Origin of the sequence: Aurantimicrobium minutum (genome assembly GCF_029892845.1) — a bacterium.
Classification (GTDB): domain Bacteria; phylum Actinomycetota; class Actinomycetes; order Actinomycetales; family Microbacteriaceae; genus Aurantimicrobium; species Aurantimicrobium minutum_B.
In genome coordinates this window covers 22,891-47,257 of record NZ_JARXVT010000002.1, presented here as the reverse complement: position 1 = coordinate 47,257, position 24,367 = coordinate 22,891, and the positions used below count along the sequence as shown (strand labels likewise).

Sequence of the window (24,367 nt, the reverse complement as noted above, 5' to 3'; positions counted from 1 at the left end):
CTAGGAGAACTGTCTAACCTCTGGGGATTGAAAACAAACATGTCTACTGCTGTGAAGAAGAGCGCTGGCCGCTCATGGTTGTCCGCGATTGCGTTGATTCTTGCCGTTTCTCTCACACCCGCTGCGATCATTACGCACTGGGCAACTAGTGAAGTCACCAACACGCAGCGCTTTGTTGCCACGCTGTCCCCACTGGCCAAGAACCCTGCTGTGCAGGAGACCATCATCACCGAGGTCACCGGCATCATTGAGAAGCAGGTCGACATCAAGGAAGTCACCTCCTCGCTCTTTGAAGGCTTGGGCAATGCCCTCGACCTTCCTGACGCTGCCAAGAAGGCCCTTGGCCTTCTTGCTGCTCCCGCCGCAAGCGGTATTGAGTCCATGGTTCAGACCCTCGTCAGCGACGTGGTTAAGTCTGATGCCTTCGCTCAGGCCTGGGACAAGACCCTCACCCTGACCCAGGAACAGACTGTTGCCCTGCTCTCCGGAAACCCTGACTCTGTAATCAAGCTGGCCAACGATGGAACCCTGACCCTTCCCCTGAAGCCCATCATCGTGGAGATCAAGAAGGAACTGATCAGCCAGGGCGTGGGCTTCGCCTCCGCAATCCCTGAGGTCAACACCGACATCACTCTGGGCAAGGTTCCTGAGCTTGCTGCAGCTCGCGTGATCTACCAGGTCGGCGTGGGAGTCGGAACCTGGCTGCCCTGGGTAGTTGCAGCCCTCTTCGTGGTGGGCATTGCTGCCGCTCGTCGTCGCCCCCGTGCACTTGCTGCCACCGGTAGCGTCATGCTGGCTGTGATGGCTCTGCTCGCCTTCGCTTTCACCACCGGTCGCATCGTGGCCACCACCGTCATTGATCCGAACTACTCACCCATCGTGGGCGCTGTTTATGACGCTCTCGTCGCCTTCGTCCTCAATGTGGTTATTGCGTTGGCTGTGGCCTCCGTCGTGGCCATCGTTGCCGGCTGGGCATTTGGTCTCAGTGAAAGCGCGGAGAAGTTCCGTGGTTTCTCCAACAAGCAGATTGTTGCCCTGCGCAAGAGCGTGGACCCTGGAGACAAGGTCTTCGCTGGTTCAAGTGTGGTCATGCACCAGTACCGCGTAGTTGCCCGCGTAGTCATCATTGGTGGCATTGCACTGATCCTCAGTGCCATTGTCCCTTTGACTGCTGGGGATGTCTTTGGCTGGACCATTGCAGGTCTTGTTCTCTTGTTCGCGTATGAAGTTCTTCAGCGCCCAGTTGTGAAGGTGGCTGCCAAGCCAGCTGCGGCTCCTGCCGCTGCTGCGCCAGCGGCCAAGGCAACAGCAGCCCAGAAGGCTCCTGTGAAAAAGGCAGTAGCTAAGAAGCCTGTGGCCAAGAAGAGCGCAACTGGCTCAACTAAGCCTGTCGCGAAGAAGCCAGCCACCAAAAAGTCATAGCATCAAGGGGTGAACCGCACCCTCATTGCACTGCTTGCTGCCCTGGAGTCTCTCCTGGCAGTGGGTATTGGCTTGGGTATTACCCTGGTTCCGCTCAGCTTGATGTGGGCCGTGCAACTGGATTCTGGTGTGGGCTGGGACGTGTTCTATCGCGCCGCAGCAGACATTTGGTTAGTGGGTCACGGTGTTGACCTGACCGTCACCTTGGACCCTGTGCTGGCAGCTAACGTTGCCCTGCCTGGTGCTGAGAAGCCCTTCCTTATTTCTATTGCTCCGCTGTTCTTCTCCCTGCTGACCATCCTGTTGGGTGTTCGCTTGGGCCGGAAATCGCTGGAGTCTGGCGCTCGCTTTATTGGCCCTGTTGCTGCAATCAGCACCTTCGGTGGATTGACGGTGCTCATTGCACTTTCTTCTATCAACGCCAATGCCATGCCCACGGTGTGGATGGCACTGTCGTTCCCCACTGCCATCTTTGGCGTGGGGCTGTTGATTGGTGCTCGTGGGGAAATCGGTCACTCCGGTGGCCGCGCCGAACGTGTCCAACAGAAAGTCACCGCGTGGGCCTTCGGTTTGCCCACTCAGGTTCGTGCTGTCCTGGCATCATCGCTTCGCGGCGGCCTGGCCGCTGCCGCGATGGTGGTGGGTATTTCTGCCGTGGTGCTCTCAGTTCTAGTCATTGCGAACTTCTCCACCATCCTGGGCCTCTATGAAGGCCTGCAAGGTGGTGGTGGGGGAAGCCTCATCCTTACTGCAGCGCAGCTGATGTTCATGCCGAACTTCGTCATGTGGGTGGCGTCATGGTTTGTGGGCACGGGCTTTGCCATTGGCACAGGTTCTTCCATCTCTCCTGTGGGCACAGACGTGGGATTGCTTCCTGCACTGCCCATCTTGGGCGCAATGCCGACCGCTGACCTGGCCTTTGGCTTCCTGGGCATCTTGGTTCCTGTCGCTGCTGGCTTTATTGCTGCGTTCTTTATTCGCCCCGGCTTAGTTCGCTCACTCGGTTCTGATGTCTCCTTCCGCTGGCTTCTCTTCACTGTTCTGGGCATTGCACTTGTTGGCGGAGCACTCATTGGTTTCATGGCCTGGGCAAGCGGTGGAGCCGCCGGCCCTGGCCGCCTTGTTGACGTAGGACCGAATGCGCTGCGCACCGGTGGAGTCGCTGCGGTGGAGTTCCTCATTGCTGCTTCGCTGGGGATGTATGCCGGATCGCGTTCCTCCGGGCGTTCTTCTGCACCCACACAGGCCAAAACTCCCGAAAACAGCCCCAGTTCTAGCCGGTAGGCTTGAGGGGTGCTGAAACTCGTCGTCCTGATCTCTGGATCGGGCTCTAATCTTCGTGCCTTGTTAGAGGCCACGAACGACGACTCGTTCCCTGCACAGATCGTGGCTGTCGGTGCTGATAACCAGGCTTCTGGTTTGGCTCACGCTCGCGAGTTCGGTGTTCCCACCTTCGTGGTCTCACCTGCTGACTACGCGAACCGTGTCAGCTGGGGCGAAGCCCTCATTGGTGAGATCGCTGACTACTCACCTGACCTGGTGGTGTGTGCTGGATTCATGCGCATTCTTCCTGCCAACGTGGTTGCCGCGTTCTCGCCCAACCTCATCAACATGCACCCCGCATTGTTGCCTCTCTACCCCGGCGCTCACGCGGTGCGTGACGCCTTGGCAGACGGAGCCACGGTTACTGGTGCAACGGTTCACATTGTCGACGAGGGCGTCGACACTGGCCCCGTGATTGAGCAAGTGGAAGTGTCCATCAATGCTGATGACACCGAATCTTCTCTGCACGAGCGCATCAAGATTGTCGAGCGTGAACTCATTGTTCACACAGTTCGCAATATCGCCCACGCCCACGTCAACCTTCAGGAGTTAGCACGCTGATGAGCGGCCCCTCACACGACCCCAGCCTTTACAACCACCGCGACGTGGTCCCTGTTCGTCGCGCCCTGATCTCGGTCAGCGACAAGACCGGACTGCTTGAGCTGGCTAGCGCCCTCAGTGCTGCCGGTGTTGAGCTGGTGTCCACTGGTTCCACTGCGCAGACCATCCGTGACGCAGGTCACGCGGTTAAGGATGTCAGTGAAGTCACCGGCTTCCCCGAATCTCTCGATGGCCGTGTGAAGACCCTGCACCCCTCGGTGCACGCAGGTATCTTGGCTGACCTTCGCCTTCAGGCTCACGCCGACCAACTCGACGAGCTCGGTATCAAGGCCTTTGACCTCGTCGTGGTCAACCTCTACCCCTTCCGCGAGACCGTTGCTTCGGGCGCTGCTGATGCAGATGTCATCGAGCAGATCGACATCGGCGGTCCTGCCATGGTTCGTGCGTCAGCTAAGAACCACCCCAACGTGGCCATTGTCGTTTCTCCAGCCCGCTATGGCGAGATCATGGAAGCTGTAGCCAAGGGCGGCACCACTCTAGATCAGCGCCGCTCACTCGCTGCTGAAGCTTTCGCTCACACTGCTGCGTATGACGCAGCAGTGTCTGCCTGGTTTGTTCGTGACGAGAAGTTCCCTGACACCTATGCGGTTTCTGCACAGCGCGGATCTATCTTGCGATACGGCGAGAACTCACACCAGGAAGCTGCGCTGTATTTGGAGCAGGGTGGCCACGGCATTGCCCAGTCCACACTCTTGGGCGGCAAGGAAATGTCTTACAACAACTTCGTTGATGCCGATGCTGCCGTCCGTGCTGCCTATGACTTCATCAACCCTGCCGTGGCGATTATCAAGCACGCCAACCCCTGCGGTATTGCAGTGGGCCGCGACAAGGCCGTAGACCAGATCGCCTCTGCTCACCGCCTGGCACACGAATGCGACCCAGTTTCTGCCTTCGGTGGCGTGATTGCGGCTAACCGTCCCGTCACGCTCAAGATGGCGGAGCAGGTCAGCGAAGTCTTCACTGAGGTTCTCGTTGCTCCTGGCTTCGAGCCCGATGCATTGACTCTTCTCAAGACCAAGAAGAACCTGCGTCTGCTCCAACTGCCCGAGGACTTCGGCCGTGAGCCTCAGGAAATCCGCCAGATCTCAGGCGGCTTCCTGGTTCAAGATGCCGACCTCTTCGATAGTGGTTCCCGCGTAGGAGCACTCATCAGCGAATGGCAGCTCGTCTCCGGCGAAGCCGCAGACGAAGAGACACTTGTTGATCTCGAGTTCGCGTGGAAGGCCTGCCGTTCGGTGAAGTCCAACGCCATCCTCCTGGCTCACAACGGTGCTTCTGTGGGTGTGGGCATGGGACAGGTCAACCGTGTTGATTCCTGTCACCTGGCCGTCAACCGTGCAGGAGACCGTGCTGCGGGCTCCGTTGCTGCCTCCGATGCGTTCTTCCCCTTCGCAGACGGTCTCGAAGTTCTCCTCACTGCAGGAATCAAAGCAGTTGTTCAGCCCGGTGGGTCAGTGCGTGATGAAGAAGTCATCGCAGCGGCTCAGAAGGCTGGAGTCACCATGTATTTCACCGGCGAACGCCACTTCTTCCACTAAAGGATAAATAAATGTTCACACCACGTCGTCTTATCGCTGCTGCTCTTGCTGCACTTACCGCAGCAGTGATCACGCAGACTGTCACCGAACTTGCCTTCTTCATCGGCAACAACTTCGAAGAAGCCATTTTGTGGCAGGCGGGTTCGTTCTTCACCGGTGCGACCGTCATCTTCTTCGTCTTGGTCTTTCTCAAGGGCGCGTTTGGCTTCGTTGCTAAGCGCCGCTACGCCTGGGTAGTTGGCCTGGTTTCCTCGGTCATTGCCACGATCGTGAACATGTTCATTCAGGCTGCTTCGCAGGGAGCTGGACTCACAGCTGACGTCATTGCTGGTGTCTTTGCATCACTGCTTGGTGTGAACCTCATCTTCGTTGTTGCTGGAACCGTGTCAACTGTGACCGCGGGAACTACTGTGTGGAACTGGGTGGTGGCTCGCGGCGCGAACACCGCTCCCACCAAGGTTGCACTCGTGCGCGCACCTGCATCTACTCTTGCTGACGGCCTCGTGACCCACATCAAGCGCAAGAAGGTTGACCTCGAACTCGCTGACAAGCAATGGGATGGCTACGTTGCTGCACTCAACGCTGCGGGCTGGATGACCGTTGAAGTTGAACCCCGTGATGACCTCGCAGACAGCGTCTTCATTGAAGACACCGTTGTCATGCTGGGCAAGCTTGCCGTCATCTCCAACCCTGGCGCTGACAGCCGCAAGCCTGAAATCGAAGCTACCGAGGCGACGTTGCGCGACCTCGGTGTTGAGTGCGACCGCATCGTGAGCCCCGGTGCTCTCGATGGTGGTGACGTGCTCAAGGTGGGCAAGACCGTTTATGTTGGCCGTGGTGGTCGCACCAACGGTGAAGGTATTCGCCAGCTGCGTGCCATTGCTGCCAAGCAGGGTTACACCGTTGTTGCTGTTCCAGTGACCAAGGCACTGCACCTCAAGACTGCGGTGACCGCACTGCCAGATGGCACCGTTATTGGTTACCCACCTCTGGTGGATGACCCAGCAGTCTTCGACCGCTTCCTGCCTGTGCCCGAGGCACACGGCACTGCTGTTGTGGTGCTCGCTCCTGACACCGTGTTGATGTCTGCATCAGCACCTAAGTCTGCAGAGCTGTTCCGTGAACTTGGTTACCGCGTCATCACCGTGGACATCACCGAATTCGAGAAGCTCGAAGGTTGCGTGACCTGCCTCTCGGTACGTCTGCGCTAAGGACTGCATTATTTGAACAGGGACCCAGATAACTGGGTCCCTGTTCTGTTTATAGCTGGGTCTTGCACCGGTATCGTTGAAGGGTGATTAAGCAGCCCGCCCACATTGAGAGCATCCCGGCCTATAAGCCCGGGAAGTCCACCGTGGATGGCTGGGATGGTCCGGTTTATAAGCTCTCCTCAAACGAGAACCCTTACCCGCCACTTCCTTCGGTGATTCAAGCCATCACCGATGCTGCCTCCACCATGCACCGCTACCCCAACATGGCTGCCCCTGAGTTGACCGCTGCTCTGGCCAAGCGCCTCGGTGTCTCAGAATCCGAACTGGCTTTTGGTACTGGTTCTGTTGAGGTTGCTGGCCAGTTGATTCGTGCTTTTGCCGGTCACGGCGACGAAGTCATTTATGCCTGGCGTTCTTTTGAGGCGTATCCCATCCTTGTTCGTGGTGCTGAAGCGACTCCAGTGGAGGTTCCGCTCACTGCTGATCACCGTCATGATCTTCCTGCCATGCTGGCTGCCATAACTCCTGCCACCAAGGTCATCTTCATTTGCACACCCAATAACCCCACCGGCACAGCCGTGGGGCATGAGGAGCTGCGTGACTTCTTGGCTCAGGTTCCCGCCCATGTTCTCGTGGTGATCGACGAAGCGTATGTTCACTTCCAGAACGATCCGGACGCAGCTCGTGGCCTCGAGCTCTACCGTGAGTTTCCCAACGTGGCTGTGCTGCACACCTTCTCCAAGGCCTACGGTTTAGCTGCTCTGCGCCTGGGATACACCGTGGCCAAGCCTGAGGTCATGGAAGGTCTCGCCAAAGTCGCATTGCCCTTTGGCGTGACCGACATCGCTCAGGCTGCCGGTGTTGCCTCTCTAGCTGCAGAGCCTGAACTCCAGGCCCGTATTGATGTCTTGCTGGAAGAGCGCAACAAGCTCGAGGCATATCTGGCAACCACAGACTGGGATGCCCCTGCGTCACAGGCTAACTTTGTCTGGCTTGCTGCGGGGGAAGAAACCGATGCCCTGCAGGCTCACCTGATGAGCCGCGGCATTATTGGCCGCGCCTTCACCGGTAACGGTATCCGCATCTCGATCGGTTCCCCCGAAGCCAATGAGGCTTTGGTGGATGCGCTCAGTTCTTACAACCGCAACTAGCACTTAGGCTTCTTCTGCCTGCTCGAGGTCATCGAGGCGGGCAACAAGACCGTCGTGAACTGCAGGCCACTCATCCTTGGTGATGGAGTAGACCGCTGTGTTCCGCAAAGTGCCATTAGCCATCACCATGTCGTTGCGAAGCATGCCGTCGAGCTTTGCGCCGAGCTTCTCAATGGCTGCACGGGATTGCTCGTTCTTCTCGTGGGTGCGCAGCTCTACTGCGTTGCATCCCAAGACATCGAAGGCGTAGCTGAGCATGAGGAGCTTGGCTTCAGGGTTGATCGCGGTGCCTTGAGAGCTGCTGGCCATCCAGGTGGAGCCAATCTCTACCTTGAGGTTCTCCAGCTTCATGTTCATGAAGGTGGTCATACCAATGGCTTTATTCGTGGCCACGTCAATGGTGGCGAAGGGCATCATGGTGCCTTGACCATAGAGTCCCAGACGGCGGTCAATCTCCGCGTTCATACCCTCACGGTTGGGAACCACGGTGTACCAGAGCTCGTGGACATTGCCGTCTTCGCAGGCTGCAGAAAGTTCTTCAGCACGTTCATGGCTGAGAGGTTCTAAGCGAACGTAGTCGCCTTCAAGAATGGGAATCTCGGGGAGAGCCATGTTCGTTCCTTAGTTGGTGAGGCGGTGGAGCTCACCAATGAGTCCGTTTGCCAAGAAGACGAGGTCGCGGATGGCGCGTTCATCGCGCTCAATCCATAAGTGCTTGGGAGTATCAGATACAGGGACGAAGTTCACGTGCTGTTCCCAGACAAACAAGGTGCGCTCAGCACCAAGAACGTACTGCTGCCAGTAGACCTGGCGCAGGTATCCGGCAGGAACCCCTTCGAAAGGTTTCTGGCTGGTCTTGATCTCAGCGAGGATGAGTGTCTCATCGACAACACCAATGCCATCTGGCGTGGCCAGGTGGCGAGACTCAGCTTCAGAGTGGAACAGCGCAGAGCTGGGCTCGATAGAGAAGTTCTCTTTCACCCAAGCGGCAATCACCGGTTCCCGGGTCTTGCCGTGCTCGGTGTAGACATTGCCAGTGAAGCTTGATCCACGCAGTTTTTCGAGCGCTGCCGTGGGGATGGCGTTCACGCTGTTGAGCTTGGCCACGTCTGTAGCTGTAATGCCACGAGAGCGCGCACGAAGCCAGGCAGCTTCATCAGAACCATCGGTGACCATGCGTGTGAGATAGGCAACGTGGGGTTGCTGTGCCTGAGGCTTCGTCTCGGGCATTTGTGCCACGTTAGCTGCTGAACTCACGAGCTCTATTCTGTCTTGTCCTGCTGACAACGCCCAGTGCGCTCGCCGCAGACGGGCACTCTCATAGCTTTCTTAGGCAGTTCATAGGATTCTCATAGGAAACTTCGACATACTCATCATGTGAACGAAACAACTGCCGCTGCTCCCGTCCGCCTGACCCGTGCCGATGGTTCGCCCATCCGCGTGCTCGTCGTGGACGACGAAGCCTCGCTGACTGACCTGCTTCAAATGGCCCTGCGTTATGAAGGCTGGGAAATCAAGACCGCAGCCGATGGCTCATCCGCCATCGCCACTGCGCGTGATTTCCGTCCCGATGCGGTTGTGCTCGACATCATGCTTCCGGACATCGACGGTCTGCAGGTGCTGCAGCGCATGCGCGCTGACGGCAACGATGTTCCCGTGCTGTTCCTCACCGCAAAAGACTCTCTTGATGACCGCATTGCTGGTCTCACCGCCGGTGGCGATGACTACGTGACCAAGCCCTTTAGCTTGGAAGAAGTTGTGGCACGTCTGCGTGGCCTCATTCGTCGCTCGACCCTGACAGCAGATGCCAATGAAAGCCCCGTGCTGGTTGTGGGCGACCTCGAACTGGATGAAGACAGCCACGAAGTGCGCCGTGCTGGCCGCTTGATTGAACTGACCGCCACCGAGTTTGAACTGCTGCGTTACCTCATGCGTAACCCTCGCCGCGTGGTGAGCAAGAGTCAGATCCTGGACCGCGTCTGGGATTACGACTTCGGTGGCAAGAGCTCCGTTGTCGAGATCTACATTTCTTACCTGCGCAAGAAGATAGACGCCGAAGGTGCTCCCATGCTGCACACCGTGCGCGGTGCGGGATACATGATCAAGCCGGCTGAATAATGTCGAAAGTCTCCCGCGCTCCCTGGACCCTGCGTCGTCGCCTCACGGTGACCATGGCAGGGCTTCTGGTCGTGGCTGCCGCCCTGATCGGGGTGGTGAGTGTGCTGTCGCTTCGCTCGTTCTTGATTGACCGGTTGGATACTCAGCTCAACAGCGCCGTGATTCGAACCACCGAAGCCGTCACCGACGGCATCCCTGTTCGTCCTGGCCATAACGATGGTGACAACGACCACGATGACCGTCCCAACAACGCGCTCCTTGCTCCTGGACAGGCTGCAGGAACCTTGGTTGCTGTTATTGCTGCTGATGGTTCCACCACGGCAGGAATCCTCAACGAGCGAGGTGAAGTGCGTTTGGTGGATGTCGGAGACATCACCAACTTCACTTCTGTCGAGATCAGTCGTGAGCCCAGCACTATTCACGTCAAGGGGTCTCAGGACTACCGCGCTATTGCGGTGAACACCACTGAAAACGCCAAACTCGTCATTGCGTTGCCCATGACCGAGGTCAATGCGGCCAGCGTTCGCTTGATCACCATCATCTTGTTCGTGACGGCCTTTGGTGTCGGAGCGGTCATCATTGCCGGTCGTCTGCTGATTCGTTACGAGCTGCGTCCGCTGGACCGAGTAGCTGACTCTGCGTCACGCGTTGCTGAGCTTCCCCTGGATAAGGGTGATGTTCAGCTGGCGGAACGCGTCAGTGAAGAAGACACGGACCCTCGCACCGAGGTTGGCCGCGTAGGCTCTGCCTTCAACCACATGCTCGGCCACATCTCTCGTGCCTTCGCTGCCCGTCAGGCCAGCGAGGAGAAGGTGCGCCGCTTCGTGGCGGACGCCAGCCATGAGCTCCGCACGCCATTGGCTTCTATCCGTGGCTATGCCGAGCTCACTCGTCGCGGTGGTGCCGAACTCCCTGAGGATGTTCGTCATTCACTCAGCCGGATTGAGTCAGAGGCCACCCGCATGACCGCACTGGTGGAAGACCTGCTGCTTTTGGCACGACTGGATGAAGGTCGTGAGCTTCAGCAGAAGCCGGTGGATCTTTCTCGCATTATTGTGGACGCGGTGAGCGATGCTCACGCGGCCGGTCCTGACCACACCTGGGACATGGAATTGCCAGAGGAACCTCTCGAAGTAATTGGTGACCAGCCTCGTCTGCACCAGGTTGTGGTGAACTTGTTGGCAAATGCCAGGGTTCACACTCCCGCAGGCTCCACGGTTCAGGTCGTGCTGGAGAAGCAAGACGACAACGTGCTCTTGCGCGTGATTGATAACGGTCCGGGTATTCCGCAGGAGCAGATGCCGGAGTTGTTCGAACGCTTCACCCGTGGAGATGCTTCGCGCACCAGGGCCACTGGAAGCACCGGTTTGGGGCTCGCCATTGTCAACGCTGTTGTTCAGGCCCACCACGGATCTGTCACCGTCACGAGTGAACCCGGCAAGACCATGTTCACCGTGAGCCTGCCGTCAGCTTAAGTAGCTCACACAACAGAAAAGCCCCGCACAATGCGGGGCTTTTCTTGTGAGCTTTGAGGCTTCTTGAGAAGACTGTGCGCTTTAGTAGCGAACGGTTGCCTTCTCGAGAAGTGCATACTCGGGGTCAACCTCACGCAGACGTGCCTCGGGTGCATCTCCGAAGGAGCTGATCAAGGTGGTGGGCAGGGATACTGCCAGAGCACCCCAGGAGCAACCAGTGGTCAACGCTGCTTCAGGGCTGAGCACCGGAAGGGTTCCAGCTTCGCGGCCTGCAGCAGATGCTTCAGGGCTGACGACCTGGCTGAGGAATCCTGCCAAGAATGCGTCGCCGGCACCGGTGGTGTTGATGACCTCAGGGGCAACAGCAGAAGCCCAGACAACGTCATCAGCGGTGATGGCGATAGCGCCATCAGGGCCGAGGCTGACCAGGGCGATCTCGAGACCAGTCGAGATGAGCTCACGACCTGCTTCGATAACGTCGCCGAGAGTGTTGAGTTCGTGGCCAACGAGTGAGGCCAGTTCGTCCGCGTTGGGCTTGATCAAGTTGACCTCGCCGCTGCGAGCCCAGTGCTTGAGTTCTGGACCAGAGGTGTCCAGACCAACACGAGCACCCAAGTCGCGGGCACGAGAGAACAGTTCGCTGAGGTCAATTGGAAGACCGGTGTCGATCATCTTGGGGTGCATGCCGGAAACAACAAGCCAGTCTGCGTTCATGTCGGAGACCTGCTCGAGCGTGGTCTCGACAACATTGCGCCAGTCTTCAGTGGTGAAGGGGATGGCCTGCTGGTTGATGTTGGTGGTGCGACCGCCACGCTCGACCACAGTGGTGTTCACGCGAACACGACCCTGAACGGGCATGATGCGCAAGATCTGGGGGAACGGAGTGGAGAAGAGAAGGTACTGGTCCTGCATACCAATGGGAAGCACAGCCGAGACGGGGTGCTTGGACAGGTGCAAGGTGCGGGCCACGTTCAGGCCCTTACCGCTCATGTATTCGTGGACTTCGTAGGCACGGTTTACTTTGCCGACGGTGAGATCCTCGGCAAGGTAGGTGCGGTCCAGCACGGGAGCGGGGGTCAATGTAACTACAGCGTTCACGAGGCCTCAAATCTTCGTGACAAGCCAAAACTCACTTTGTGATGCCGGTCTCACTGGCATCCGATGTGAGCATCAGCGCTAACAGGGGAGGGAAGTCTTTAGTCTACCGATTTGCCAGAGGTGGTGCCTCTCACGTAACCTAAAGGTAACCAAAGACCGCTGGTTATTGGAATGCTCTCGAAAGTAAGCATCCAATCGAAGTTTCGTTTCGACGAAGACCCGCGCAGGAACCTGTAAGTGAAAAATACGTTCGCGTGTTTTCTTTCGCTCCAGCCCTGCGCTGGAGCTTTTTTAGTTTTAGCGGCCCGAGGCTAATCACTCCACACAAGTGGGGTGTGAGAAACCACAAGGAGCGCCATGGCGAACAAGGAAGCAATGCTCTCCGAACTTGAGAAGAATTTCTCTGGTTCGAATGCAGTTCTGCTCACCGAGTACCGCGGCCTCACTGTTGCTCAGCTCAAGGAGCTGCGCAAGTCCATCAGTGAGCACGCGACTTACGCCGTGGTAAAGAACACGCTGACCAAGATTGCCGCCGCTAAGGCTGGCATCACCGGTCTCGATGACCAGCTTGCTGGCCCATCGGCTATCGCATTCGTGCACGGCGACGCTGTCGCTGTTGCGAAGGCCCTGCGTACCTTTGCCAAGGCAAACCCTCAGCTCATTTTGAAGGGCGGCTACTTTGACGGTAAGCCTCTCGACGCTGCTGAGGTTGGAAAGCTCGCCGATCTCGAGTCCCGCGAAGTACTCCTGGCAAAGTTTGCCGGAGCTGCAAAGGCCTCTCTCTTCGGTGCCGCATACCTGTTCACCGCACCTCTGTCGAAGGCTGTTCGTACAGTCGACGCACTGCGTGCAAAGCAAGAGTCCGGCAACTAGTCACTTACTAGTTCCGGTTTAGACGAAATAACAACAAGGAGAAAATCATGGCAAAGCTCTCAACTGAGCAGCTCATCGAGGCTTTCAAGGAGCTCTCGCTCATCGAGCTCAGCGAGTTCGTTAAGGCATTCGAGGAGACCTTCGAGGTCACCGCTGCAGCTCCCGTAGCTGTTGCTGCCGCTGGCGGCGCTGCACCTGCAGCTGCTGAAGCTGCTGAAGAGAAGGACTCTTTTGACGTCGTTCTCGAGGCTGCTGGCGCAAACAAGATTGCTGTCATCAAGGAGGTGCGTACCATCACCAACCTCGGTCTGGGTGAGGCTAAGGCACTCGTTGATGGAGCACCTGCAACCGTTCTCGAAGGCGCCAACAAGGACGCTGCTGAGAAGGCAAAGGCTGCACTTACCGAGGCTGGCGCAACCGTCGTCCTCAAGTAGTCTCAGCTACTACACGCTTCAGGGCGTCAACTTTTCGGAGTTGGCGCCCTTTCGCTTTAACTTCTTCGCTTAGCCAGCGAAGGTAATCCAGAGCAGCACCGCGTTCAAGCCAATGATGAACACGGATGCCAGCACGGCCAGAGCAGTAATCAATCCTGTGTTGGTGTCCACACCCAAGATGGACTTGTCTCGGGTGAAGATCACCAGAGGAATGAGTGCAAAGGGGATGCCGAAGGAGAGCACAACCTGGCTAATGATCAATGCCCAGGTGGGGTCAGCACCGATGCTCAAGATGATGAAGGCAGGGATCAGGGTGATGACACGGCGCCAGAGCAGTGGAATCTGAATATCGGTCAGACCACTCATTATCTCCGCCCCGGCATAAGCGCCGACAGAGGTTGAGGCCAAACCAGAGGCCAACAGGCCCACGGCGAAAAGCACGGCAATAACAGGGCCTAGGTTGGCGCTCAGGGCTGCATAGACACCCTCGAGAGTGTCCGTGCCGGGAACGCCCTGCAAGCTCACTGCAGCAGTGAGCAAGATGGCCAGGTTCACGCCACCAGCAATGATCAAAGCCACGGTGACATCGACCCGAGTGGCCTTGAGGATCTTGCTGCGCTCAACACCAGCCAAGACCAGGCCGAAGCGGTCACGAGTCAGCGCAGAGTGCGCATAAATGGCATGCGGCATGATCGTGGCACCCAAGATGGAGGCTGCCAACAAGATGGAGGCGGCACCATCAAAGCGAGGCATCAGACCACCGAGCAAAGATCCTGGGTCTGGCGGTGCCACCACAAGCCCCATGCCAAAGCCCACCGCAATAACCAACAGCAGGGCAATGATGATGCGCTCAAATGCCTTTGCTCCTGAGCGATCACGCAAGGACAGCAGAAGCAACGAGAGCAAACCCATCACCATGCCGCCGGCAAGGAGGGGGAACCCAAACAACAAGTTGAAGGCGATGGCGCCACCGACGACCTCGGCGAGGTCCGTCGCCATGGCGACAATCTCCGCCTGCACCCAGAAACCCCGACGCAGCCATTTGTTCTTAATCCGCTCACCCAGAATCTGAGTCAAGGATTTACCGGTAGCAAGACCGAGTTTTGCTGAGAGGTATTGCACCAACCAGGCAACCAGGTTGCCCACCACTACAACCCAGACCAGCAGATAGCCGAACTGGGCACCTGCGGTCATATTGCTGGCCACGTTGCCGGGATCTAGATAAGCAACACCGGCCACAAGTGCAGGACCTAGCAAAGGAACAACCCGCAGTGCTCGCACTCGACGCTGTGCCGAGGGTACAGGGGAAGGGGTTGTCATCGCTACTCAATTTCGCTGGGATGGACGCTGCTACGTCTTCCCCACCAGACTACTTGTCGGCACACACTCAGACACATTTGCCTATTCCAGGAGTAACTTCAGAAGCATGAGAATTCTGCTTGTTGGCGCTGGTGGCGTCGGAGACGCCATTGCCAAGATTTCCGCACGTCGGTCCTTCTTTGAACTCATGGTGGTGACGGACTATGACATCACTCGTGCCGAGCGCACCATCGAATGGCTCAAGGCCAAGCACGGTGCTGCCGCCATCGAAGGTCGCTTCATCGCTGACCAGATCGATGCATCTAAGCCGGAGAGCGTGACTGAGGTCGCAAAGCGCCACGGTGCCACTCACGTGATGAACGCGGTGGAGCCCAAGTTCGTGCAGACCATCTTTGCTGGCGCGCTCGCAGCTGATGCTGACTATCTCGACATGGCGATGACCCTGTCTTTGCCCCACCCCACCAATCCGTATTCCGAAACTGGTGTGAAGCTCGGTGACGAGCAGTTCGCTGCCGCAGGAGACTGGGAGAAGGCCAACCGCCTAGCTTTGGTCGGTATTGGTGTGGAGCCAGGAATGTCAAACGTCTTTGCCCGCTATGCGCAGGACCACCTGTTTAGCTCCATCGATGAATTGGGCACCCGTGACGGTGCGAACCTGGTTGTGCGGGACGACGAAGGCAACGAGATCTTTGCTCCCTCGTTCAGCATCTGGACCACGATTGAGGAATGCCTCAACCCTCCCGTGATCTGGGAGAAGGACAAGGGGTGGTTCACCACCCCACCCTTTAGTGAGCCAGAAGTCTTCACCTTCCCCGAGGGGATTGGCCCTGTTGAGTGTGTGAACGTGGAGCACGAAGAAGTTCTCATGATGCCTCGCTGGCTCGATGCCAAGCGCGTGACGTTCAAATACGGCCTGGGCGATGAGTTCATCGGCATTCTCAAGACTCTGCACCAGTTGGGTCTGGACTCGATTGAACCGCTCAAGGTTCGCACTGCACAAGGTCCTGCCATGGTTGCTCCTCGTGACGTGGTGGCAGCTGCGCTGCCCGACCCCGCCACGATTGGTCCCCGCATGACGGGCAAGACCTGTGCAGGCGTGTGGGTCACGGGTCTGGGTAAGGACGGCAAGCCTCGTGAGGTCTACCTCTACCACGTCAGTGATAACGAGTGGACGATGGCTGAATACGACAGCCAGTGCGTGGTCTGGCAGACCGCGCTCAATCCCGTGATTGCTCTCGAACTGATGGCTCACGGAACCTGGGCAGGTGCTGGTGTTCTCGGACCTGAAGCTTTTGACGCTGTGCCCTTCCTCGAGCTGATGGCTAAGCCAGAAGCCGAGGGTGGTTATGGACAGGCCTGGGGCCTGGAAGAGCGCTAAACGCTTCTAGATGCTTGAGAACACGTGCTGAGTCACGTGTGAGTATGTGTCACTCGGCTGCAGCACAATGCTGGGGAAATGAGGCAAAAGTGCATTGTCATTGATGCGCTGGGGTTCTAAGCAGACTCCACCGAATGGTGTCAGCACATGCACGTCATCCAATGCCTCCTGCGGGAGGTAACCGGCGGTATAAACCTGGAGCGCAGGCTCAGTTGTGTAGAGCGTGAGAATTCTGCCTGAGCCTGGGTGCGACAGCGTTGCTGCGGGGGTCAGGGTGTGATCAGTTTCTTCTAGGACGAAAGTGTCATCCCAGCCGGGGGCTGCTAAAGAAAGCTGGTGGGGTGTGGGGGTGAGTTCTCCGGTGGGGAGCTGGCCTTCTCCGGTTTCCACGTGCCAGGCCACGTCAGCGTCCAGCTTGTGGTCATGGATCGTGCTGCCCGCCACACCTGAGAGATTCCAGTAGCTATGTGTGGTGAGGTTTACGGGGCAGGCAGAAGTGGTCTCTGCAGTGAGCGTTGACGTGAGAATGCCCTGCGTAGTGAGTTCATAGCGAGAGACCACGGTGAGTTCACCGGGATACTCTTCTTCTCCTGCCGGGCTGACGTAGTGGAACTCTGCAACGACGGAGTCGTCGGACTCAAAGGTGACCAGTTCCCATTCAATCCGGTCAAAGCTCCGTGTGCCACCACCGTGGAGCTGGTTGGGGCCTTCATTGGGTTCCAGCGAGAACGACAGGCCACCGCCAGTGAAGTGGGCTGCAGGTATTCGTCCGGCAACCCGGCCCACCGTGCAGCCGAGATAGAGATTGGCACGATCGTCATAGTGCTGGGGGGTGGGCAAGCCAACCACGACGTTGCCCAGGACACCATTACGATCAGGAACCCAGAGTTCCACAAGACGCGCACCGAAGGTGGAGACCACCATGGAGATGCCGGTGCTCGTGGTCAGGCGGGTGAAGCCTGAAAGTTCGCGCTCGATACTCATAAACGTATTCTCACTTAATCAGGAATGCCCCCGACACATTTTCAGTGTCAGGGGCATTCATAACCTGGAAGGTTAGACGCGAACCCCGCCGCCTGAGCGCTTGCGCGACAGAGCGTCGATGGTTGCGGCGGCAATCAGAACTGCACCGGTAACGAGGAAGTTCACACCGGCAGGAAGGCCGATGAGGCCCAGACCGTTGTCGATGATCGCAATTACGAGAGCACCGATAGCTGCGTGGATCAAGCGACCACGACCACCGAAGAGGCTGACGCCACCCACGACGGCTGCAGCAACACCGGAGAGAACGATCGAACGACCAGCGGTCGACTCGATAGCACCGATACGGCTAGCTGCGAGGATGCCCGATACCACAGCGAGTGTGGAACAGATGATGAACGCAGTGATGCGAATCTTGGCGACCTTGATACCTGCACGACGTGCAGCCTCAGGGTTACCACCCACGGCGTAGAGGTGACGACCGAAGGTAGTGCGGTCGAGCACGAAAGTACCGATGAAGAGAATCGCAATCACGATGGGGATAACGATCGGTACACCATCGATGGGCACTACTGAAACGCTGCGGTTGACGCTCATGGCGGCAACAGCAACTCCACCCAGAACGGCAATCAATGCCACACGGGAGAGCATCAGAGCGACCGGTCGGTTTGCCACGCCAGCCTTGTTGCGACGTGCGCGGTCATAGAAGCCGAGCCCGAGGGAAACGACAACCATGATGGCAAGCATGAGCCAACCGCCCCAGACGGGCATGTTGGAGTTCATGATGGCCTTGAGCTCAGGAACGTCGAGGCGGAAGAGGCCACCGTCGCCAAGCATGACGAGCATGAGGCCCTGGAAGCCGAGGAACAGACCCAGTGTCACAACGAAGGAAGGGACACCGATCTTCGCAACGAAGATACCGATGGTCCAACCAACGAGAGAACCCAGTGCCAGTGCCGCAATGATCGAGATGATCCAGTTGAGGCCCATCATCTGATGGAGAACAACGAACAGCGCCATACCCACACCGGCGGTGACACCAGCGGAAAGGTCGATTTCTGCAAGGAGCAGAACGAAGACCAGAGCAGAAGCCAGAACCGTGAGCTGTGCTGCCTGAACGAACAGGTTGGCAAAGTTCATGGTGGTGAGGAAGAAGGGGCTCAGTGATGCAAAGAGCACAACCAAAGCGAGGAGAGCGATGACAGCAGGCAGTGCGCCCATTTCACCGTTCTTGAGTCGCTGGCCATACGCAGTGATCTGGTCACGGATGTTGCCTTCGTGGCCACTTCCAATTTCAGTGGGAGTAAGTGTTGCCATTACGCCACTCCTTCCATGGTCTTGGTGCCGGTGATGTAACCCACCACGTCGGCTTGGTTTGTCTCTGAGGTCTTCAGCGATGCAACCATGCGGCCTAGGTACAGGACGTTGATGGAGTCGCACACCTGGAATACGTCAGCGAGGTTGTGGCTAATGATGATGACACCGATGCCGTTGTCAGCAAGACGACGAACCAGGTTCAATACCTGCTCGGTCTGTGCAACACCGAGGGCAGCAGTTGGCTCATCAAGGATGACCAGCTTGGCGTTACGGAGAACAGAACGTGCGATCGCAACAGTCTGACGCTGACCACCGGAGAGGGAGGAGACCTTCTGGCGAACAGACTTCACGGTACGTACCGAGAGGCTCTGCAGTGCCTTGGTGGCCTGGAATTCCATGGAGCCTTCATCCAGGGTTCCCTGGGTTACTTCTTCACGGCCGAGGAACATGTTCTGGACGATGTCGAGGTTGTCGCAGAGTGCGAGGTCCTGGTACACAACTTCGATACCCAAAGCGCCACTGTGGCGGGGGGAGTGAAGGTGAGCTTCTTCGCCTGCGAACTTCACTACGCCCTCGTCGTAGGGCTGAACTCCGGAGAGGCCCTTGATGAGCGTTGACTTACCTGCACCGTTGTCACCGACGAGTGCGGTGACCTGGCCTGCGTAAGCCTTGAAGTCGATTCCTTTGAGGACATCTACGGGACCGAAGCTTTTCTTAACTCCAGAGAGTTCGATCAGTGGCACATCCATGCCCATCTCCTTTGATGTGTCATCCGGCTTATGTGCCGGGCTGTCAATTCAATGACAAAAAATTGGGGGGGGGTGAAATAAGAGAGACTTTGCGCCGGCCGGAACGACCGGCGCAAAGTCTCAACTATTGGTTAGTTACTTTACGCCGTACTTTGCACATGCCTCAGCGAGCTCTGCGGTGCAGAGGTCCTTGGCAGATGCGTCGCCAGCTGCAACAACGTCGATGACCTGTTCAGGACCGACCTTGATGGGGGTAACTGCGACGAAAGGAGTTCCGTCAGCGAGCTTCTTCGATACAGAAGGAGCCTTGCCACCGAGGATCTGGATAGCCAGGTCCGAAGCAGCAGCAGCTTCTACAGAGAAAGGCTTGTAGACCGTGCAGGTCTGCTTGCCGAGGAGAACGTTCTGAAGACCAGCAACAGATGCGTCCTGACCCGAAACGGGAACGGTCTTGCCGTTCTTGTCAAGGATGGTGATAACTGCAGCAGCGTTGGTGTCGTTTGCTACCCAAACAGCGTCAACTGCACCACCGAGCGAGGTGTATGCCTGCTCGAATGCGGTGCCAGCCTTGGTGCCATCCCAGGTACCAGGAGTCTCAGCAGCAGGCTTGATGCCAGCAGCCGACATGACGGATACAGCACCGTCGTAGAACATCTTTGCGTTACCGTCAGCGGGGTCTCCACCTACGTAAACAACAGATGCTGTCTTGGGGTCCTTGCCAGCAGCGGTCAGTCCATCAACGATGCACTCGCCCTCGATTGCGCCAACACCCTCGTTGTCGAAGGAGACGTAGTAGTCAGCTCCTGCAACGGGACGGTCGTAAGCGATAACTGGAACGCCAGCAGCCTTAGCCTTCTCGGCAACCTGGATAGCAGCACCCTGGTGGTCGGTGAGGATCATTACGCCACAGCCCTTTGAGAGCATCTGGTCAGCAATGGTTGCGTACTTAGCGGTGTCACCCTGAGCGTTCTGGATGTCAACGGAGTAACCAGCGTCGGTCAGTGCCTTTTCGAGAGCAGGCTTGTCGCCAGCTTCCCAACGAGGCGAAGACTCGGTGTCGGGGAGGATTACACAAGCACGGGTGCTTGCAGCTGCATCGTTAGATGCACCAGCACAACCCGAGAGGGCAAGTGCGGACACAGCTGCTAGAGCTGCGATTGAGATCAATGAAGACTTCTTCATTTCTCTCCCTTCAATTTTCTCTTGGTTTCTCGGATTAACTCCGAGTCGGGCTCGACGGTGAGCCCTGTCCCTATATGTTGCCGTATCCAACAAATAAGTAACAACTCCATTTGGTCACAAAGTGGTAACAAATAAAGGAAAGTTGCCTATTTGTTGTTTTAGGCGCCAAATAGAAGCTTTAGCGAGAAGCGGCGAAAAGTGCTGCTTTTCGGTAATTCTCAACCACTTTCGTGGCTGCAGGAGCAGAAACAGTGGCAATCGTGGCAATTTCCCACGACGGGGTCTGTCCTAATAGAAGCTGTGCCGCTTGACGTGCTGCACCGTTGGCAACATATTCACCCGGTTCAGCAATCACGATCGGAACGCCAAAGATCTCGGCAGCAATAGATTGCACGGCAGGATTTGCTGCTGCGCCGCCTACAAAGAAGATTCGCTTGCATGCCACACCGGCATCTACCAGTGCATCGAGACCTGCGTTGAGTCCGCACAGCATTCCCTCGATAGCAGCACGCGCGATGTTCTCCCGTGTGTTGTTTGCCAAGGTCAATCCAACTAGCTCAGCTGTTGCGTCGGGAAGGTTAGGTGTGCGCTCACCCTCGAAGTAGGGGACAAGCACAACTCCGCCTGAACCTGACTCGGCACGAAGTGCAAGCTGGCCCAGTTCATCGTGACTGACCTCTAGGAGCTTGGCAAAGGAATCCATGACCCGAGCAGCGTTGAGAGTGCAGACCAGTGGAAGAGAAGAGTTGGACGCACTGGCAAAGCCAGCGATGATTCCGGTGGTGTCATGTGTGGACGAGCTGGAGACAGCAAACACAGTTCCGCTGGTGCCCAGGGAAACAACAACGTCACCTTCTGACGCACCCAGACCAAAAGCAGCAGCAGCGTTATCGCCAGCACCGCACCCGATCTTGACTCCTGCGGGAGTGACACCCACTTCTTCTCCGGGAAGCACGATGCGTGGCAGAACAGGAACATGACCTAAGGCATAGGTCAAGATGTCGTCGCAATAGGTATTGGTTGCAGAGTTGAAATACCCTGTGCCACTGGCATCAGAGCGATCTGTTGCCAGCGCTTCCAGAACGGGACCCTTTTCGCTTTCCCCGGCTGGACCGTAACCAGCCAAGCGCCAGGTCAGCCAGTCATGGGGGAGAGCGACCGCGGCAACTTTGGCAGCGTTCTCTGGTTCATTGTTTTTGAGCCAGAGAAGTTTGCTCGAGGTGAAGGAGGCAACCGGAACGGAGCCAGTGAGGTCGGAGAGATACTCAGCACCAAAGTGCTCGATGAGCTCGGTGGCATCTCCCGCACTACGGGTGTCATTCCAGAGCAGGGCGTCACGAATGACGCGACCATCGTTATCGAGGACAACCATGCCGTGCTGTTGTCCGCCGATAGAGATGGCCTCGACGTCGTCGAGTCCACCTGCCTGGGTCAGTGCTTCACCCAGCGCAGTCCACCAGTGAGAAGGATTGACCTCGGTGCCGTCGGGGTGACTGGCTCGCCCTTCGCGAACCAGTTCACCCGTGACGGCATCTTTAATAACTACTTTGCAACTTTGAGTTGACGAGTCAACTCCAGCTACGAGTGCCATGGGTTAGCGGGCACCCATGAGGTGTTCAATAGCGAGCTGGTTCAACTTCACGAAACCAAAGCCACGGCCGTCGAAGTAGGAGTCTGCATCGAAGTTCTCATAGGACGCGTTGTCTGCGAGGAGATCGTTATAGGTCTCTCCGGGAGCCAAGGTGGTGGTGTGGATTTCTGCCACACGCGATGCTTCCAGTGCTGCCTTGACCTCGGGGTCGGCACGGAATGCAGCTGCACGCTCCTTGAGGAGGAGATACATGCGCATGTTTGCAGCGGCAGAATCCCAAACACCGGTGAAGTCTTCGGTGCGGCTGGGCTTGTAGTCGAAGTGGCGAGGACCGTTGTAGGAACGTCCACCGTTAGGGCCACCGAACTCAAGGAGGTCAACGAGAGAGAAGGCATTGAGGATGTCGCCGTGACCGAAGACGAGGTCCTGGTCGAACTTGACGCCCTTCTGGCCGTTGAGGTCGATGTGGTAGAGCTTGCCGTGCTCGATTGCCTGAGCAATACCTGCAGTGAAGTTCAAACCAGCCATCTGCTCGTGGCCAACCTCGGGGTTCAGACCCACGAGGTCAGGGTGCTCCAGAGTGTTGATGAACGCCATGGCGTGACCCACGGTGGGAAGAAGAATGTCTCCACGAGGCTCGTTGGGCTTGGGCTCAATCGCGAAGCGAATGTCGTAGCCCTTGTCCTTGACATAGGCAGTCATCAGGTTGACGCCTTCGCGGTAACGCTGAAGTGCGCCCTGGATGTCCTTGGCGCTGTCGTACTCAGCACCTTCGCGACCACCCCACATGACGAAGGTCTTGGCGCCCATCTCGGCAGCGAGGTCAAGGTTGCGCAACGCCTTACGCAAAGCGAAGCGGCGAACGCCACGGTCGTTGCTGGTGAAGCCGCCGTCCTTGAAGACGGGGTGGCTGAACAAGTTGGTGGTGATCATCGGGATGATGATGCCGGTGTCGGCGAGGGCCTGCTTAAGGCGGTCGATCTGCTTCTGACGCTCAGCGTCGGTGCTGCCGAAGGGGAAGAGGTCATCATCATGGAAGGTGAGACCGTAAGCGCCGAGCTCAGCGAGCTTCTCTACAGCTTCGACAACGTCGAGGTTGTGGCGAGTGGGGCCACCGAACTGGTCCTGTGCTGACCAGCCAATGGTCCAGAGGCCGAATGAGAATTTGTCTTCGCGGGTGGGAGTCAATGACGACATTGTCGGTAGTCCTTAAGAAAGTGGGGTTGTGTATTTGTTGCCTTAGGGAACAATATAGACCCCGACCACATTCCTTTGTCAACTCGAAAACACTCGGTGTTACGAATTTGTTGTTTAGAGGGCAGAATATGTTGGAGATACTTCACACGGAGAGAAAAGGCCGATGACACCACCCACAGCAAAACCGCACAGTGGTGCCTCAACCGTTGGCAGCAACAGGGAACAAGTACGCCAGCACAATTTGTCGGCGATTTTGAGATTGCTGCGCCAGTTCGGCACGATGTCCCGTTCTGCCCTGACTCAGCGAACCGGTTTGAACCGTTCTACGATTTCTGACCTGGTGACCGAACTCCAAGAACTTGGGCTCATTGTGGAGTCGGAAGCCAGTGCCACGCAGGGTGTTGGTCGACCCTCACTCATGGTGTCCTTCTCTGACGAAGTTGTTGTTTTTGCCGTCAACCCTGAGACAGATGCCACCACCGTCGGTGTCGTCACGCTCTCGGGCAAAGTCATCACCAAGGTTCGACACCCTCACTCCACAGTGCCCAGTGCCAGCGTCTCGGTGGAAACAACCACCAAGCTCATTGCCGAGCTGCGAACCCAATTGCCAGTTGAATTCCGTATTGCGGGCATCGGTGTTGCCATCCCAGGACAGATCCGAGTCGAGGACGGCGTTGTTCGCCTCGCCCCCCACCTCAACTGGGTCGAGGTTCCTTTCGCCCGCATGCTGCACCAACAGACCGGCCTGTCTGTCTTCATCGATAACGACGCCAGCTTGGGTTCCATCGCCGAACGCGATCTGGGTGCAGGCCGTGGCTTCAGCGAGATTGTGTATCTCTTCGGTGGTGCCGGCGGTATTGGTGGCGGCGTGATTCACGGCGGACTTCTGTTGCGCGGTGCTGCAGGATATGCCGGAGAACTCGGACACGTTCGGATCTCTGACTCACCCCGGGAAGACTATTCCGGTCTTCAGGGAACACTGGAGTCTTTGGTCCAGCGCGATGATCTTCTCGCAGCGCTCAAGATTTCAAGCGCAGATGATGCTGAGCTAGAAGAAGTGCTTTCAAAGCCTGTAACAGCGAAGGTGCAAAAGCTTCTGGAATCTCAGATTGATGCACTAGCCATTGCAATCGGCAACTACGTCAACATCTTTAACCCGGAGATCGTTCTTCTCGCTGGGTATCTAGGTGTCCTGTATTCCTATGACCGTGATCGACTGCTCAGCCGTTTCCGCTGGAGCACCCTGACAGCACCACAAGATCGTCTCTTGGTGAAGCCTGCTGAGCTCGGTCCCAACCTGTTGATGATTGGTGCAGCTGGATTACCTATTGCGCCCTTGCTGGCAGAGCCTGCGATTACGCAGCTCTTCCCTGCGCGAGGAAAGTAAG

General features: G+C 57.3%; 22 protein-coding genes. 12 read left to right on the top strand and 10 right to left on the bottom strand.

All coding sequences use genetic code 11. The annotated features are described in order from the left end of the window. The first annotated feature begins 39 nt into the window (after positions 1 to 39). The 6 genes from M2118_RS02710 (at position 40) to hisC (ending at position 7,266) form a co-directional block, all read left to right on the top strand. On the top strand, positions 40 to 1,422 hold the full coding sequence (locus tag M2118_RS02710) for a hypothetical protein (protein ID WP_280794433.1): 1,383 nt from the start codon (positions 40 to 42) through the stop codon (positions 1,420 to 1,422). Between the two features lie 9 nt (positions 1,423 to 1,431). Then, positions 1,432 to 2,706 (top strand): cell division protein PerM, encoded by a 1,275-nt coding sequence (locus M2118_RS02705; RefSeq protein WP_280794432.1) that lies wholly within the window; start codon positions 1,432 to 1,434, stop codon positions 2,704 to 2,706. Positions 2,707 to 2,715: 9 nt separating this feature from the next. Beyond that, on the top strand, positions 2,716 to 3,306 hold the full coding sequence (gene purN / locus M2118_RS02700; protein WP_280794431.1) for a phosphoribosylglycinamide formyltransferase: 591 nt from the start codon (positions 2,716 to 2,718) through the stop codon (positions 3,304 to 3,306). Next, entirely contained in the window at positions 3,306 to 4,904 is a 1,599-nt protein-coding gene (gene purH / locus M2118_RS02695; RefSeq protein ID WP_280794430.1) for a bifunctional phosphoribosylaminoimidazolecarboxamide formyltransferase/IMP cyclohydrolase, read from the top strand. The genes purN and purH overlap by 1 nt, the downstream gene beginning before the upstream one ends. Positions 4,905 to 4,915: 11 nt before the next feature. Next, positions 4,916 to 6,115 (top strand): dimethylargininase, encoded by a 1,200-nt coding sequence (gene ddaH, locus M2118_RS02690; protein WP_280794429.1) that lies wholly within the window; start codon positions 4,916 to 4,918, stop codon positions 6,113 to 6,115. Between the two features lie 83 nt (positions 6,116 to 6,198). Beyond that, positions 6,199 to 7,266, top strand: a complete 1,068-nt coding sequence (gene hisC, locus M2118_RS02685) for a histidinol-phosphate transaminase (protein ID WP_348519951.1) — start codon at positions 6,199 to 6,201, stop codon at positions 7,264 to 7,266. Positions 7,267 to 7,269: 3 nt separating this feature from the next. Here the strand turns inward: hisC and M2118_RS02680 are convergent, their stop codons facing one another. Together M2118_RS02680 and M2118_RS02675 are read right to left on the bottom strand one after the other, a co-directional pair. Continuing rightward, complete coding sequence (locus tag M2118_RS02680; RefSeq protein ID WP_280794428.1) at positions 7,270 to 7,878, bottom strand: GNAT family N-acetyltransferase; 609 nt, start codon at positions 7,876 to 7,878, stop codon at positions 7,270 to 7,272. Positions 7,879 to 7,887: 9 nt separating this feature from the next. Beyond that, complete coding sequence (locus M2118_RS02675; RefSeq protein ID WP_280794427.1) at positions 7,888 to 8,523, bottom strand: YqaJ viral recombinase family protein; 636 nt, start codon at positions 8,521 to 8,523, stop codon at positions 7,888 to 7,890. A gap of 120 nt (positions 8,524 to 8,643) precedes the next feature. Between M2118_RS02675 and M2118_RS02670 the strand changes: the two genes are divergently transcribed. Next, entirely contained in the window at positions 8,644 to 9,384 is a 741-nt protein-coding gene (locus tag M2118_RS02670) for a response regulator transcription factor (RefSeq protein WP_280794426.1), read from the top strand. Further along, a complete protein-coding gene (locus tag M2118_RS02665) occupies positions 9,384 to 10,859 on the top strand; it encodes a sensor histidine kinase (RefSeq protein ID WP_280794425.1) in 1,476 nt (491 codons plus the stop codon). The genes M2118_RS02670 and M2118_RS02665 overlap by 1 nt, the downstream gene beginning before the upstream one ends. Before the next feature lie 81 nt (positions 10,860 to 10,940). Here the strand turns inward: M2118_RS02665 and M2118_RS02660 are convergent, their stop codons facing one another. Next, positions 10,941 to 11,957, bottom strand: a complete 1,017-nt coding sequence (locus M2118_RS02660; protein ID WP_280794424.1) for a 1-phosphofructokinase family hexose kinase — start codon at positions 11,955 to 11,957, stop codon at positions 10,941 to 10,943. A gap of 357 nt (positions 11,958 to 12,314) precedes the next feature. Between M2118_RS02660 and rplJ the strand changes: the two genes are divergently transcribed. Both rplJ and rplL read left to right on the top strand, forming a co-directional pair. After that, positions 12,315 to 12,830 carry a 50S ribosomal protein L10 gene (gene rplJ / locus M2118_RS02655; protein WP_110234598.1) on the top strand — a complete coding sequence of 172 codons (516 nt, stop codon included), beginning with the start codon at positions 12,315 to 12,317 and terminating at the stop codon, positions 12,828 to 12,830. A gap of 47 nt (positions 12,831 to 12,877) precedes the next feature. Beyond that, the gene (gene rplL / locus M2118_RS02650; protein ID WP_110234597.1) at positions 12,878 to 13,264 is read left to right on the top strand and encodes a 50S ribosomal protein L7/L12; all 387 of its coding nucleotides are present in this window, start codon (positions 12,878 to 12,880) and stop codon (positions 13,262 to 13,264) included. A gap of 69 nt (positions 13,265 to 13,333) precedes the next feature. Here rplL and M2118_RS02645 read toward each other — a convergent pair whose 3' ends face one another. Further along, entirely contained in the window at positions 13,334 to 14,584 is a 1,251-nt protein-coding gene (locus tag M2118_RS02645; RefSeq protein WP_280794423.1) for an Nramp family divalent metal transporter, read from the bottom strand. Positions 14,585 to 14,690: 106 nt separating this feature from the next. On the opposite strand from M2118_RS02645, the gene M2118_RS02640 reads away from it, so the two are divergent. Beyond that, positions 14,691 to 15,962 (top strand): saccharopine dehydrogenase family protein, encoded by a 1,272-nt coding sequence (locus M2118_RS02640; RefSeq protein WP_280794422.1) that lies wholly within the window; start codon positions 14,691 to 14,693, stop codon positions 15,960 to 15,962. 6 nt (positions 15,963 to 15,968) lie between these two features. Here the strand turns inward: M2118_RS02640 and M2118_RS02635 are convergent, their stop codons facing one another. The 6 genes from M2118_RS02635 to xylA all read right to left on the bottom strand — a co-directional run bounded on the left by M2118_RS02635 (position 15,969) and on the right by xylA (position 22,979). After that, on the bottom strand, positions 15,969 to 16,946 hold the full coding sequence (locus M2118_RS02635) for an aldose epimerase family protein (RefSeq protein WP_280794421.1): 978 nt from the start codon (positions 16,944 to 16,946) through the stop codon (positions 15,969 to 15,971). Positions 16,947 to 17,018: 72 nt separating this feature from the next. Further along, entirely contained in the window at positions 17,019 to 18,260 is a 1,242-nt protein-coding gene (locus M2118_RS02630; RefSeq protein ID WP_280794420.1) for a sugar ABC transporter permease, read from the bottom strand. Beyond that, entirely contained in the window at positions 18,260 to 19,009 is a 750-nt protein-coding gene (locus tag M2118_RS02625; protein ID WP_280794419.1) for an ATP-binding cassette domain-containing protein, read from the bottom strand. The genes M2118_RS02630 and M2118_RS02625 overlap by 1 nt, the downstream gene beginning before the upstream one ends. Positions 19,010 to 19,144: 135 nt before the next feature. Continuing rightward, positions 19,145 to 20,191 carry a sugar ABC transporter substrate-binding protein gene (locus tag M2118_RS02620; RefSeq protein WP_280794418.1) on the bottom strand — a complete coding sequence of 349 codons (1,047 nt, stop codon included), beginning with the start codon at positions 20,189 to 20,191 and terminating at the stop codon, positions 19,145 to 19,147. 178 nt (positions 20,192 to 20,369) lie between these two features. After that, positions 20,370 to 21,782 carry a xylulokinase gene (gene xylB, locus M2118_RS02615; protein WP_280794417.1) on the bottom strand — a complete coding sequence of 471 codons (1,413 nt, stop codon included), beginning with the start codon at positions 21,780 to 21,782 and terminating at the stop codon, positions 20,370 to 20,372. A 3-nt stretch (positions 21,783 to 21,785) separates the two neighbouring features. Then, a complete protein-coding gene (gene xylA, locus M2118_RS02610; protein ID WP_280794416.1) occupies positions 21,786 to 22,979 on the bottom strand; it encodes a xylose isomerase in 1,194 nt (397 codons plus the stop codon). Positions 22,980 to 23,142: 163 nt separating this feature from the next. Here xylA and M2118_RS02605 point away from each other — a divergent pair, with 163 nt between their 5' ends. Next, entirely contained in the window at positions 23,143 to 24,366 is a 1,224-nt protein-coding gene (locus M2118_RS02605) for an ROK family transcriptional regulator (RefSeq protein ID WP_280794415.1), read from the top strand. The last annotated feature ends 1 nt before the right edge of the window (position 24,367 follow it).

Bases quoted from the DNA above. Each gene is read 5' to 3' on its own strand.
- M2118_RS02710 (WP_280794433.1), top strand. From the start codon at position 40: ATGTCTACTGCTGTGAAGAAGAGCGCTGGCCGCTCATGGTTGTCCGCG.
- purH (WP_280794430.1), top strand. From the start codon at position 3,306: ATGAGCGGCCCCTCACACGACCCCAGCCTTTACAACCACCGCGACGTG.
- ddaH (WP_280794429.1), top strand. From the start codon at position 4,916: ATGTTCACACCACGTCGTCTTATCGCTGCTGCTCTTGCTGCACTTACC.
- M2118_RS02680 (WP_280794428.1), bottom strand. From the start codon at position 7,878: ATGGCTCTCCCCGAGATTCCCATTCTTGAAGGCGACTACGTTCGCTTA.
- M2118_RS02665 (WP_280794425.1), top strand. From the start codon at position 9,384: ATGTCGAAAGTCTCCCGCGCTCCCTGGACCCTGCGTCGTCGCCTCACG.
- rplJ (WP_110234598.1), top strand. From the start codon at position 12,315: ATGGCGAACAAGGAAGCAATGCTCTCCGAACTTGAGAAGAATTTCTCT.
- rplL (WP_110234597.1), top strand. From the start codon at position 12,878: ATGGCAAAGCTCTCAACTGAGCAGCTCATCGAGGCTTTCAAGGAGCTC.
- M2118_RS02645 (WP_280794423.1), bottom strand. From the start codon at position 14,584: ATGACAACCCCTTCCCCTGTACCCTCGGCACAGCGTCGAGTGCGAGCA.
- M2118_RS02640 (WP_280794422.1), top strand. From the start codon at position 14,691: ATGAGAATTCTGCTTGTTGGCGCTGGTGGCGTCGGAGACGCCATTGCC.
- M2118_RS02635 (WP_280794421.1), bottom strand. From the start codon at position 16,946: ATGAGTATCGAGCGCGAACTTTCAGGCTTCACCCGCCTGACCACGAGC.
- M2118_RS02630 (WP_280794420.1), bottom strand. From the start codon at position 18,260: ATGGCAACACTTACTCCCACTGAAATTGGAAGTGGCCACGAAGGCAAC.
- M2118_RS02625 (WP_280794419.1), bottom strand. From the start codon at position 19,009: ATGGATGTGCCACTGATCGAACTCTCTGGAGTTAAGAAAAGCTTCGGT.
- M2118_RS02620 (WP_280794418.1), bottom strand. From the start codon at position 20,191: ATGAAGAAGTCTTCATTGATCTCAATCGCAGCTCTAGCAGCTGTGTCC.
- xylB (WP_280794417.1), bottom strand. From the start codon at position 21,782: ATGGCACTCGTAGCTGGAGTTGACTCGTCAACTCAAAGTTGCAAAGTA.
- xylA (WP_280794416.1), bottom strand. From the start codon at position 22,979: ATGTCGTCATTGACTCCCACCCGCGAAGACAAATTCTCATTCGGCCTC.
- M2118_RS02605 (WP_280794415.1), top strand. From the start codon at position 23,143: ATGACACCACCCACAGCAAAACCGCACAGTGGTGCCTCAACCGTTGGC.